The 11,981-nt window shown below is 34.4% G+C and carries 12 protein-coding genes and 1 pseudogene; 6 read left to right on the top strand and 7 right to left on the bottom strand.

What is annotated here, in order from left to right; translation table 11 throughout:
• A pseudogene (locus AB3X49_RS11375) lies at nt 1-194 on the top strand (hypothetical protein); the annotation flags it as partial.
• A 183-nt stretch (nt 195-377) separates the two neighbouring features.
• Here AB3X49_RS11375 and AB3X49_RS11370 read toward each other — a convergent pair.
• On the bottom strand, nt 378-575 hold the full coding sequence (locus AB3X49_RS11370; RefSeq protein ID WP_000776287.1) for a hypothetical protein: 198 nt from the start codon (nt 573-575) through the stop codon (nt 378-380).
• Nucleotides 576-727: 152 nt separating this feature from the next.
• Here AB3X49_RS11370 and AB3X49_RS11365 point away from each other — a divergent pair, with 152 nt between their 5' ends.
• The 3 genes from AB3X49_RS11365 to hmpA all read left to right on the top strand — a co-directional run bounded on the left by AB3X49_RS11365 (nt 728) and on the right by hmpA (nt 3,890).
• Nucleotides 728-1,825, top strand: coding sequence for a site-2 protease family protein (locus AB3X49_RS11365; RefSeq protein ID WP_367962122.1), 1,098 nt, complete (start codon nt 728-730; stop codon nt 1,823-1,825).
• Nucleotides 1,826-1,940: 115 nt separating this feature from the next.
• The gene (locus AB3X49_RS11360) at nt 1,941-2,459 is read left to right on the top strand and encodes a hypothetical protein (RefSeq protein WP_367962120.1); all 519 of its coding nucleotides are present in this window, start codon (nt 1,941-1,943) and stop codon (nt 2,457-2,459) included.
• A 222-nt stretch (nt 2,460-2,681) separates the two neighbouring features.
• A complete protein-coding gene (gene hmpA / locus AB3X49_RS11355) occupies nt 2,682-3,890 on the top strand; it encodes an NO-inducible flavohemoprotein (protein WP_002135226.1) in 1,209 nt (402 codons plus the stop codon).
• A gap of 29 nt (nt 3,891-3,919) precedes the next feature.
• Here the strand turns inward: hmpA and AB3X49_RS11350 are convergent, their stop codons facing one another.
• Entirely contained in the window at nt 3,920-4,432 is a 513-nt protein-coding gene (locus tag AB3X49_RS11350; protein ID WP_367962116.1) for a Crp/Fnr family transcriptional regulator, read from the bottom strand.
• A gap of 170 nt (nt 4,433-4,602) precedes the next feature.
• Here AB3X49_RS11350 and AB3X49_RS11345 point away from each other — a divergent pair, with 170 nt between their 5' ends.
• Entirely contained in the window at nt 4,603-4,830 is a 228-nt protein-coding gene (locus AB3X49_RS11345) for a hypothetical protein (protein ID WP_000883004.1), read from the top strand.
• 293 nt (nt 4,831-5,123) lie between these two features.
• Here the strand turns inward: AB3X49_RS11345 and AB3X49_RS11340 are convergent, their stop codons facing one another.
• From AB3X49_RS11340 to AB3X49_RS11330, 3 genes are all read right to left on the bottom strand, one after another.
• A complete protein-coding gene (locus AB3X49_RS11340) occupies nt 5,124-5,924 on the bottom strand; it encodes a sulfite exporter TauE/SafE family protein (RefSeq protein WP_002086690.1) in 801 nt (266 codons plus the stop codon).
• A gap of 117 nt (nt 5,925-6,041) precedes the next feature.
• A complete protein-coding gene (locus AB3X49_RS11335; protein WP_002030715.1) occupies nt 6,042-7,040 on the bottom strand; it encodes an inorganic phosphate transporter in 999 nt (332 codons plus the stop codon).
• 11 nt (nt 7,041-7,051) lie between these two features.
• Nucleotides 7,052-7,672, bottom strand: coding sequence for a DUF47 domain-containing protein (locus AB3X49_RS11330; protein WP_000231445.1), 621 nt, complete (start codon nt 7,670-7,672; stop codon nt 7,052-7,054).
• A gap of 311 nt (nt 7,673-7,983) precedes the next feature.
• On the opposite strand from AB3X49_RS11330, the gene AB3X49_RS11325 reads away from it, so the two are divergent.
• The gene (locus tag AB3X49_RS11325; protein ID WP_367962113.1) at nt 7,984-10,023 is read left to right on the top strand and encodes a transglycosylase domain-containing protein; all 2,040 of its coding nucleotides are present in this window, start codon (nt 7,984-7,986) and stop codon (nt 10,021-10,023) included.
• Between the two features lie 178 nt (nt 10,024-10,201).
• On the opposite strand, the gene AB3X49_RS11320 is transcribed toward AB3X49_RS11325, so the two are convergent.
• Nucleotides 10,202-10,630 (bottom strand): hypothetical protein, encoded by a 429-nt coding sequence (locus AB3X49_RS11320; protein ID WP_367962111.1) that lies wholly within the window; start codon nt 10,628-10,630, stop codon nt 10,202-10,204.
• Nucleotides 10,631-10,849: 219 nt separating this feature from the next.
• Nucleotides 10,850-11,827 (bottom strand): Gly-Xaa-Xaa repeat protein, encoded by a 978-nt coding sequence (locus tag AB3X49_RS11315; RefSeq protein ID WP_367962109.1) that lies wholly within the window; start codon nt 11,825-11,827, stop codon nt 10,850-10,852.
• Nucleotides 11,828-11,981 lie beyond the last annotated feature (154 nt).

The following is an 11,981-nucleotide window of genomic DNA, read 5'->3' as shown; positions in this document are numbered from 1 at the left end:
GGTATAAACAGTATGAGTTGAATGTTAATGTTCCGATAAAAGATGCTTCAGAATCACAATTAAAATCACTAGAAACCTATTATGATAATCACGATTTACAAATATTAAATAGTAAGAAAGAAAAAGTAGGAGCATTTCAAAACATTATTCAAATTGTTAAAGAGTATGGTGAAAAAATGAATTTACAAAGATAAAGTGAAATTTTAATCAGTGGGGGCATCCCCCGCTGATTATTAGCACGACTCCTACCTAAATTCTTTGCTCCAGCCGAATTTTGAGGTGGGATTCTTACTGCCCGTAAATAGCGGGCAGTAAGAATCATAAAGTCTATATGGCCTTTCCTAGGAAATGATAATAGAGGGGAAAAATCCCCTCTATTATTTTGCTTTTGCAGATGGCTCATTCATTGATTTTCGTGTAATTAGAAAGGAAATCATAAGAGCAGAAAGAATAATAAGGGCTATAAATAAGTGATTTGGCAACCAATCTAATAATAATACGTAGCTGACGGTATAAAAAATAAGAGTTGAAGCTAAAAACGATAGAGCGCCTATCATAAGAGATTGTAATTTCATTTGTATTTACCTCCTTTTATTTTTATTTTCGGCTAAAAATGGATGGAATAAACATTATTTCTAACAATAGAAAAAAATATGTCATAATAGAGAAAAAGAATAAGTTTTGATGAGTGTATATGGCTCAATAAAGCGAGATAAAGGAGAGGAATATGAAAAATAATAAAAAAGGATTATGGGGAGTTATAGTTGCAATAGGGTTATTTTTACTATCTAAGTTAAAATGGGTATTTGCAATTTTTAAGTTAGCAAAATTTTCAACAGTATTTAGTATGTTTTTATCGCTTGGTGCATACGCAGTCATATATGGTTGGAAGTTTGGGGTAGCACTCGTATATTTATTGTTTGTACATGAGATGGGGCATTTATGGGCAGCGAGAAAGAAAGGGATACCAACATCGCCAGCAATCTTCATACCATTTATGGGAGCTCTTATTGGGATGAAAGAGATGCCGAAAAATGCAAAAGATGAAGCTTACATTGCATATATGGGACCTCTTTTCGGATTGCTTTCATATTTACCCGCAATCCCACTGTATATAATCACGAAAGAGCCGTTTTGGGCGCTTATTATTTTACTTGGAAGTATGATTAATTTCTTTAACTTAATTCCAGTTTCTCCATTAGATGGTGGACGAATAATTTCAGTTGTAAGCACGAAAATTTGGGGAGCAGGGCTAGTTTTACTACTCGGCTATTCTATTTACTTCAAAAGTATTTTAGGAGGATTTATTTTTATTATCGGCTGTATGGAACTATATAGAGTAATAAAGAGAGATGAGCCGATTAAGGAATTAGGATATAAAATCGATGGAATGAAAGAATATGCTGCTAGGCTTGAAGAGGAATTAAAAGAAACTGGTGCGGTGCATCGAACGATTTATATGATTCACCATGAAATGAATGTATTAAGACAAAGAGAACGTGAAAAAGAATTAAAAACAGGAGAACTTCAAAAGATTGAAGTGCTAGAGTACCTTTTACCAAAATTTGAGCCACTTGATTATGTCCCATATGAAGATGAAAAAGAAATGCATACAATTCATATAAGAGAAGCATTTGAAATGTCAGAAAGAAAATTAAATGAATGGGAAACAGAAAAGGAACAACAAGAAAATTATTATAAAGTCGATACGAAAACGAAATGGACAGTATTTGCTTGTTATATAGGATTAATGGCTATACTCGGTTATACAGCTTATGAAGGTTATGTTGTTTTACAAGAGCATTTACCAAGGAGAAGTTTGTAGAAAAATAGTGTCGAAATGAAAAGGAGGATTTAAACAGGAATTACATTTCTACGAGAGAATGTTACAAGTGTAGCAGTACATTGTAACATTCTCTCGTAGAAAAGGGGTTCTGTATATGAAGAAATTGTTAAGTGTATTGGTAACTATTACTGTGATGGCAATAGCGAGCTATAGTCTTATGAAAATACTATTATATTATGCGAATAAGTCTGCTGGAGTAAATGCAGTAGCACAAATAGAAGAGGTGCAAGAGAAGAAGAAGACACTCGATTTTGTTCGTACGACACATGAAAGTTATAATAATTTCTTGAATTATGGCAAGGCAGAGAAATATACAGATGGGGATTGGAAACATTTTAAACAATGGTTTCAAGAGCAAGAAGCCTCTTTAAAAAATATACATAAAGAAATAAAAAATGAAAAAATAAAACGCGATGTGAATAGAAGTTATGAAATTGTAAAAAAAGGTGTGGAGCTTCAGAATATGGAGTATGTAATCTATGCTCATCGCGTATATCATGACTTGGATATACTTATGAATAAATATAAAGGTGAAACGAATATATGGGGGTATACAGAGTTTGGAAACGGGCAGAATATAAAAGTAATTGAACAAGCAATACAAACAAAGTAGTAGGCTAGCTAGATTTCTAGTTAGCTTTTTTTTGAGCACAATTAATGGGGGCTACTAATTAGTAGCGGATGGGAGCACATCACTATTTAAAATTTATTTAATATGTGCATTGTTCATATATTTTTCACAAAAACACCATGTTAATAGTGATTAAAATCACAATATGTATTATACAATTCAGTTAAACTAAAAACAGTTAAGGAAATAGAGGAGTGGGATACAATGTTAAGTGCAAAAACAATTGAAATCGTAAAGTCAACAGTACCGTTATTACAAGAAAAAGGCGTTGAGATTACAACGAGATTTTATCAAATTTTATTTTCGGAACATCCGGAGTTATTGAATATTTTCAACCATACGAACCAGAAAAAAGGAAGACAACAACAAGCATTAGCAAATGCTGTTTATGCAGCTGCAATGTACATTGATAATTTAGAAGCTATTATTCCAGTTGTAAAACAAATCGGTCATAAGCATAGAAGTTTAGGTATTAAAGCAGAGCATTATCCAATAGTAGGTACATGTTTACTACGAGCGATTAAAGAGGTCGCAGGCGCACCTGATGAAGTTTTAAATGCATGGGGAGAAGCGTATGGCGTCATTGCTGATGCATTCATTAGCATTGAAGCGGGTATGTATGAAGAAGCTGCACATAAAGAAGGTGGGTGGAAAGATTTCCGCAACTTTGTGATTGTTAAAAAAGTGAAGGAAAGCGACGTTATTACATCATTTTATTTAAAACCTGAAGATGGCGGGAAAGTTTCATCATTCATCCCAGGACAATATGTAACGATTCAAATAAATATTGAAGGTGAAACATATACGCATAATCGTCAATATAGCTTATCTGATGCTCCTGGAAAAGAATATTATCGTATTAGTGTAAAGAAAGAAAAAGGTGTAGATACACCAGATGGTAAAGTATCTAATTACTTACATGATCATGTAGGGGAAGGGGATGTCTTACCAGTAAGTGCACCAGCGGGAGATTTCGTATTAAATATGGAGTCAACATTACCTGTTGTACTAATTAGTGGTGGAGTAGGTATTACACCGATGATGAGTATGTTAAATACGTTAATTGAACAAGAATCAAAGCGTAATGTATGCTTTGTTCATGCGGCGATAAATAGTAATACACATGCGATGAAAGAGCATGTTGAGACAGTAGAAAAAGAGTATGAACAAGTTAAAGCATATACTTGCTATTCTTCACCGACAGAGCAAGATGTGGAAATGAAGAATTTTGATCAAGAAGGATTCATTGAACGTGAATGGTTACAAACTATTATTCCAACGACTGAAGCAGAATTTTATTTCTGCGGTCCAGTACCATTTATGAAACATATAAATGCTGCATTAATTGATTTGGGTGTTAAACAAGAGAACATTCATTATGAATTTTTCGGTCCCGCAGCAAGCTTACAATAGGTTAACGTTGCCAAGCAAAAAACGAGGTATTATTTTACCTCGTTTTTTGCTTGTTCTCTAAGTAAGCGATTTACTGTTTCGCGGCGTACACCTATGAGCTGACCAATTTCAGTTTGTGTTAATATTTCATAAATAGGGATGTCACCTAAATAAAAGGTGAACCACTCTTGTAAACGATGAAGGCGCTCTTTAGGAGAGACAGTTGTCAATTGATCGATACGCTGTTGCATCATTCTTAATTTCGATTGTAATTGCATAGCGATATTTTCATAAGATGCAGGATTTGCCTGAAGTTTGTCGTACCATTCATTGCTAATTATAGGCTCCACTTCTGTTTTCATTAAAGCGATAGCTGTACCGTGATATTCCTTCGGTGAAATTAAAGAATGGTGAGGTATCGTTTCACCAGGAACGATAATATTAAATAAAAATGGTGTTCCGTCGTCTTCTAACCGAATAACTTTTAATAAACCTGTTTTTATAAAATATAATGGACCGTCCTCACCTTGACGGAATAATACATCTCCCTTATGTAGAATCAATGTTAGCCCTCCATTAAAACATTTCTATTTCTTATATTTTAGCGTATATGTATAAAGACAATATGCTTTTTAAACAGCAATTTCATTGACGAAATGTATGCTATTACAGTAGTATACTATTTAGTGTGTAATAGTACTAGCAATGAATACGCTGTAGGGGGTTTAGTATATTGTTAGATGCGATGAAGATGACGGATATGAGAATTCCGGCGAATGCTATCATTCATGTAGAAGAGATGAAAGGTGGAGTCGTTTTATCCGTTGAAATAGACGGCCAAATTATTTATACGATGGCTTATGATGAAGAAACAGATAGTTATGCTGAATTATATGATCGAAACGATAAGAGGGCGTGCCAAGTACATGAAGACTTTATGGGATGGTCACTTCTTCACTAAAAAGATGTCAATATGACATCTTTTTTTATTGAATCGATAGATTATACAAAGAAATGAAATATAAGGATAAAATTTGTAATAAATGATTTTGCATTGTTAGCGCTTTGTAACTGTAAGATAACTGTTTTTTCGCTATCATAAAGATAACAGTCATAGCTATAGGAGTGATCACCTTGAAGAAATTACATATTTCGAATTTTATGCTATTAAGTGTTTGTTTAGTTTTATTTGTTCTCCTAGGAGCCTTTTTATATTCATGTGTATAAGAAAAAACGCATTCTAGAAAGAACGCGTTATAAAAATGAAGTAATGATTAATCTAGTTCCAAGAATAATTAATGTGATACGTAATAAATTAATTACTGCATTACCGCTTAATTTTGTGTTAATATAAGCCCCGATTTTTCCGCCAATCCATGCACCAGGAATAAGAATTAATGCATAAGCCCAGCTGACATTTCCTAGAGAGATGTGAGTTAAAGAACTTACAATTGCTGAGAGAAATACGATAAACATTGAAGTTGCTACAGCAATGTGTGCTGGGAACGCAAAAAGGAGCATCATCGCTGGCACAAGTAAGGCACCACCACCGATTCCAAATAATCCGGATATAAATCCAACTATAAAGGCAATAAAGATAGCGAGAAATGGTGGAAATTGATAGTCTACAGTATTTCCTTCGTTATCTGTAAAAGATCGCTTAATTACAGTCATATTTGATAGGGAAAGAGGTTTCAATTTGTCTCGTAGTATAAGAAGAATGGAGACGAATATAAGAAAAATCCCAAAGTATAAAGAAAATGTATCTTGGTTTAAAAATTTGTTTGCCCATGATCCTATAATACCACCAGGGCCACTCCCGATAAATAAAATAAGTCCACTTTTATAATCTACCCGTTTATGTTTCATATAAGTAAGGGTAGAAGCCAGCCCTGTAAAAACGACTGTTACCATAGAAGTTCCTACTGCGAGTTGTGGTGATAAACTGTGTAATCCAATTAATAACGGAACGATAATAATTCCGCCTCCAAGTCCGACTAGGCTCCCGACTGTCCCGGCGATTAATCCGATGAAAAGTAACATGATGTATTCCAAAATTGCCAACTCCTCTATATAACTTATCCATCAATCATTATACACGCTTTTTAATAAGAAATAGGCTTGTTCACAAAAAAGTCGTCTTCCTAGAAAAATAAGGAAGACGACTTTTGATTAAAAGATTAAGTGTAATAAGTAGTAAAATAATGCAGCTAAAGAAGCTGAAATAGGAAGTGTAATAACCCATGTAATTAACATGCGTTTTGCAGTTCCCCATTTTACACCTTTCACGCGATGTGAAGCACCAACTCCTAAAATAGAAGAAGAGATAACGTGCGTCGTACTAACCGGTAAGTGAATAAATGTTGCGCCGAAAATAACAAGTGATGATGATAAATCGGCAGCTACACCATTTACAGGACGAATTTTCATAATTTGTCCACCGACAGTTTTAATAATTTTCCAACCACCGACAGAAGTACCAAGACCCATTGCGATTGCACAAGATAATTGTACCCAGAAAGGGATATCGCCAGAAGTATGATAGTTATTGGCCATAAGAGCCATCGTAATGATTCCCATTGCTTTTTGTGCATCATTCGTACCGTGCGTATAAGCTTGCAATGCAGCGGTGAAAATCTGGAATATACGGAAGTTCTTGTTCGTTTTCGTTAAGTTAAAGTTTTTAAATACCACTTTAAAAATACTATATACGATGTAACCAATAACAAAAGCGATGATCGGTGAAATGATTAAAGCTTCAAGAATTTTTATAAACCCTTTATAGTTTAATGCGCTAATACCAGCAGCAGCAATTGCTGCACCAGCGATTGCGCCAATGATTGCATGCGAAGAACTACTTGGAATGCCATAGTACCAAGTGATCAAATTCCAGACTATTGCCGCAAGCAAAGCAGCTAAAATTACAAGAGAACCATTTTGCAAGGCAAACGGGTCAACAATATCTTTTGTAATCGTTTTTGCTACACCTGTAAATGTCATCGCACCTAAAAAGTTCATAATAGCTGCCATAACAATTGCATGTCTAGGCTTTAGAGCTTTCGTTGAAACAGCCGTTGCAATAGCGTTTGCTGTATCGTGAAATCCATTGATAAAGTCAAAAGCTAAAGCGCAAATGACTACTAAAACGGTCAGTATCAAGAGTGTATCCATGATCAAACTCCTTACGCGTTCTTCATAATGATTGTTTCTAATACGTTTGCAACGCTTTGACAGCTATCAGCTACTTCTTCAAGCTCTTCGTAAATCTCTTTAAATTGAATAATCTTAATCGGATCTTTCTCACGAGAGAATAAGTGCTTAATCGCATGACGGCGAATATCATCACATTGTGACTCGTAATCCTTAATCTTGATCGCATTTGTACGAATATCGACTAATTTCTTTTTAGAAAGTAGTTCAACAGAATTTGCAATCTCAATCGCACATTGATTAATTGCTTCAACGAATTTAATCATGTATTCATCAGCTTCTGTAATAGAATACATTTCGAATAGACCAGCACTGTGATCTAATCCGTCTAATACATCATCCATACTCATTGCAAGTTGTAGGATGTCTTCACGTTCAATAGGAGTAATAAACGCTTTGTTTAGCTCCATAATGATTTCGTGAATGAATGAGTCACCTTTTGACTCATACTCTTTCATGCGCATAGAAAACTCTTTTAAATCGCTAGCATTTTTAATTTTATACTCCACGAAAAACTGCGCGCCTTCTTTTAAATTTTCGGAAACGTTCATAAGCATTTCAGAAAATTTATCTTTTTTTGATTTAAAGACCATTATTGTTACCCCCACAAAAGTAATATATGTAAAATATATTGGCTAATCAATTCTAACAAAAAACTGTCGTTTTTTAAAACATTTTATCGAAAAGTTTACAAAAACTTAACATAACTCTCATTGTTGTATTAATAATATTAATACTCAACAATGAATATCTTACTTGTAGAATGTCCTTTTCTTGCAAAAAGTATGAATGTGAAAGAAAAGCTTTACACTATAGGAACGACTACGTTATTATAATAAATTTAAAAGGAGGTATATTCTTCCTTTTAAAAAGAAGAGTGTAAACAAATGAAGGAAGTGAACCAATGAAATTGAAGAACACTCACTTTAAAAAAACGCTTGAGTGGTTCAATAAGAGGAAGAAACTACGCAATTCATTAATTGTAGTGGGAAGTTTACTTGCTACTCTATTTATTGTTGTAAATATAATAATTTCCATTCAAGATATATCTGAATTAAAACAAGCTGTTCCACAACCGACTTTAATTTATGATGCAAATAATGAAGTTGCGACTAAATTAGCTTCTTCTAAAACAGAAGGGGTCAAAAGGAAAGATATTCCTGATATTATGGTTCAAGCAATTGTTGCAGTAGAAGATAAGGAATTTTTTAGTCATCATGGTATTTACTATAGTGGAATTATAAGTGCTGTATTTAAGAACATTACAGCCGGTGAAGTTGTGGCAGGTGGTAGTACAATTACACAACAACTTGCGAAAAATGTATTTTTAACGCAAGACCGTACATTCTCGCGTAAAATAAAGGAATACTTTCTAACGAAAAAAATAGAACGTACTTATACGAAAGATGAAATTGTTGAAATGTATATGAATCAAATTTATTTTGGTGAAGGTGCTTGGGGGATAAAAAGAGCAGCTAAATCTTATTTTGATAAAGAAGTAAAAGACTTAACGATTTCAGAAGCCGCAACGATTGCAGGATTAATTAAAGCGCCATCTGCGTATTCGCCGTATAAAAACTTTAATAAATCAATTGAAAGACGTAATGTCGTATTAGGTTTAATGAAGGAGCAAGGATATATTTCTGAAGAACAATATAATCAGGAGAAAGAATTAGGTCTTGTATTACGACGTGGTGTTGACGATAAATATAAGGGAAAATATTCTCAATACGTAGATTATATTGTTAGAGAAGCGATGGACAAGTATGAATTAACACAAAATGAAATTTTAGCAGGTGGCTATCGTATTTATACGGAACTTGACTCGAAAAAACAACAAGCGGTTGAAGATGTTGTGAATAATGATAGTTATTTTAAAGATAGTGGCTCAGATCAGCTTATGCAAACTGGAGTGGTCCTTATGAATCCAAAAACTGGAGGTGTTCCGGCTTTAGTTGGAGGCAGAGGTCCTTATCAATTTTTACAGTTTAATCATGCAACACAATTAAAAAGACAGCCAGGTTCAACGTTAAAGCCTCTTGCAGTGTATGTACCAGCGTTAGAACAAGGATATGAAGTATACGATGTCTTAAAAGATGAACCGTTTAATATTAAAGAATATGCACCACAAAATAGTGATCATACGTTCCATGGTAATGTGACGATGTATGAAGCGGTGGCAAAGTCATATAATGTTTCAGCAGTTTGGCTATTAGAGAAAATTGGATTAGATAAAGGATTGAAATCTTTAGAGCGGTTTGGTATTCCATTAGAGCCTGAAGACCGTACGTATCCGATTGCTTTAGGAGGTATGCATGTAGGGACTTCACCATTTGTAATGGCTCAAGCGTATAGCGCACTTGCAAATGATGGTGTCCAAGTAGAAGCTCATGCCATTAGAGAAATCCAAAATGCTGAAGGGGAAACAATTGGAAAATGGTATAAGAAAGAAACTCGTGTGACGAACGAGAAAGTTGCCCAAAAGATGACATACTTATTAAAAGGTGTTATTGAAAGGGGAACAGGTGAAAAAGCGAAAGTTAATAATATCGATACCGCAGGCAAGACAGGGACTACCCAGCTTGTAAATGGACCAAGCACTGGTGCGAAGGATTCGTGGTTTGTTGGATACACACCGGATTTAGTAGGTGCGATTTGGGTAGGGTATGATAAAACGGATAGTGAGCATTATGTGCCAGGAGGCAGCCAAATTACAACGACAATGTTCCGGGATATTATGAAGAAAGCGAATGGAAATCCAACTCAAAAGGCATTTCAGTTATCACTAATACCTGAGGCGGATTATACAAAACAATTAAAAACGATTGAGGAAGAAAAACGAAGGAAAGAAGAAGAGAAAAAACGAAAAGAAGAGGAACAACAAAGAAAAGAACAGCAAAATGAATGGATAGATAAAGTGAAAGAGTGGATTCCATTTTGGTAAAAAAAGAGGCGAATAACGAGTTCGCCTCTTTTTTATGAGAAATGAGCGGTTTTATCTCGGTTCAAAATGTGGCAACAGAAAAGAAGTTAGGTGAGAAGCGAGCTGCCTATAAAAATTTGATGGGTTTAACTTAATAATCCGTGGAGATGGGAAAAGCGCCACGGATTAAAGCTTTAGTTTATTTATTTAGCGTAACATTGGCCCTACCGAAGGATTGAGAATCATACGTGACGGTTATTATTCCTTTACTAATAGGTTCATATGGCAATTCCTCTTCGAAACTTCCAGTATTTTCATTATGGATAGAGAGTGTTATTTCATCAACGTCTTTATTTTTATATTTATCTTTAATCGTTTCAGCGATTTGAAGTAGGTTTTCATAACTAGAAGCTTCTGTAATAAGCATTCCTTTTATAACTTTTTTTTCATTTTGTGTGGAAGAGGAATACGGGATGTTGTTTTGTTTTGTATACAGAAGTTCGTATGGAATTGTTTTTCTTTCTGCTTTTGAAACATTTGAATAGTTTAGAGTTAAAAGAAACCCTATACATAAAATTATGCATACCATAAGAACAAACCAAAAACGTGTCAGTGATATAATTCGCATTGTCATCCCTCTTTCATGTCTTTGTCTTCACTATTCATCATACAAAAAGAGGATTAAGCTAGAGTAAATTTGAAGTAAAGAAACGTAAAGAAGGAGCACTTATCCTCCAAAATAAGTGCTCCTTTTTATTAAAAGAAAGATTTAACATACAATCAAAATAATACAAATTACTATAAATCAAACATTCTTGGTCGTTCAAAAATAAAATGAAAACTAAAATTAGTAAATTCGGAAGACTGATAGTGTAGCTGTTGTGTCACCAGTGTTAGGGATCGAAATAGTATTTACTGTAGGTTGTACAGAGATTGTTGTACCAGCTGTTAAAGTAACAATTGTGGAGAAAGAAACCGCACTACCGATAACGTTAGTTGAAAAATTACGAGTAGGTGGTTGACCGTTGAATGAAATACCGAATCCAAATGGTGAAGAACCCGGGAAGGTTGTAGATGCTGAGAAACTAATATCGTATACTCCTGTTTCTAAAATAGTTAAAGTATCTGAAGTGTCATTAAAAATGAGAGTATTTAGTTCGAAAACTTGATTAAATTGGATATTCGTTCCAGGTGATATAGTTTGTGGATTAGAATTTCCTATTGCTGCTATAGTTACAGGGAGTGGTGTGCCCGACGGTCCAGTAGCACCTTGAGCACCACCAGTAGCACCAACCGGACCTTGAGCGCCTTGAGCACCAGCAGGTCCTTGAATACCTTGAGGTCCAGTAGGTCCTATTGTTCCTCCACCAAGGCAACCTGATCCATATTGAACTAGGATAGCTTGAATTTCTGTAATGAGCTTAACTAGTTTATCGATAGTACAGCAATCGATTTTGAATAACTTAGCAATATACAATAAATAATTAAGCAAACTTTGTAGTTCAACGTACAATGCTCCGCATGAGAAAGGTGAGGACTTTAGGATAGTTAATAAGTTAGCAATAATAGAACTACCAATTTTTTCTTGTGCAGGTGATAAATCTAAGCAACTGAGGAATTTTTGAAGATTATTCAGGAGAGCAATTAGTTTATCGATGTTATCTTGAGAAGGGTTTTGAAATACAGCTTGAATACTTTGACCAAGAGCTTGAAGAAGTCTAGCATACTCTTTTAGTTCTGCCTTAGAGATGTTAATATAACTGCAAGCTCTTACTTCGCAACAATCATTACCATAAAACACTTTCCCTTTATTTTTGTTGGACATTTGTTCATTCCTTTCTTTTATAGAATAAATAGTCGTTACTATATAATAAAATGAAAACTAAACTGAATTCGTGAGGGACAAACTACTATTTCTAAAAAATAAGAAGTTTACCTATCTTGTGAAAACAAAGAACAATTAAGAGATAGAGAAAGAT

This window comes from Bacillus sp. C30 (assembly GCF_040838255.1).
Taxonomy (GTDB): Bacteria; Bacillota; Bacilli; order Bacillales; family Bacillaceae_G; genus Bacillus_A; species Bacillus_A mycoides.
This window is presented reverse-complemented; position numbering and strand designations above follow the sequence as displayed.

Excerpts from the sequence above, each read along its gene's own strand:
- AB3X49_RS11335 (WP_002030715.1), bottom strand. The coding sequence starts at position 7,040 with ATGGATACACTCTTGATACTGACCGTTTTAGTAGTCATTTGCGCTTTA.
- AB3X49_RS11320 (WP_367962111.1), bottom strand. The coding sequence starts at position 10,630 with ATGCGAATTATATCACTGACACGTTTTTGGTTTGTTCTTATGGTATGC.
- AB3X49_RS11325 (WP_367962113.1), top strand. The coding sequence starts at position 7,984 with ATGAAATTGAAGAACACTCACTTTAAAAAAACGCTTGAGTGGTTCAAT.
- AB3X49_RS11360 (WP_367962120.1), top strand. The coding sequence starts at position 1,941 with ATGAAGAAATTGTTAAGTGTATTGGTAACTATTACTGTGATGGCAATA.
- AB3X49_RS11370 (WP_000776287.1), bottom strand. The coding sequence starts at position 575 with ATGAAATTACAATCTCTTATGATAGGCGCTCTATCGTTTTTAGCTTCA.
- AB3X49_RS11365 (WP_367962122.1), top strand. The coding sequence starts at position 728 with ATGAAAAATAATAAAAAAGGATTATGGGGAGTTATAGTTGCAATAGGG.
- AB3X49_RS11315 (WP_367962109.1), bottom strand. The coding sequence starts at position 11,827 with ATGTCCAACAAAAATAAAGGGAAAGTGTTTTATGGTAATGATTGTTGC.
- hmpA (WP_002135226.1), top strand. The coding sequence starts at position 2,682 with ATGTTAAGTGCAAAAACAATTGAAATCGTAAAGTCAACAGTACCGTTA.
- AB3X49_RS11330 (WP_000231445.1), bottom strand. The coding sequence starts at position 7,672 with ATGGTCTTTAAATCAAAAAAAGATAAATTTTCTGAAATGCTTATGAAC.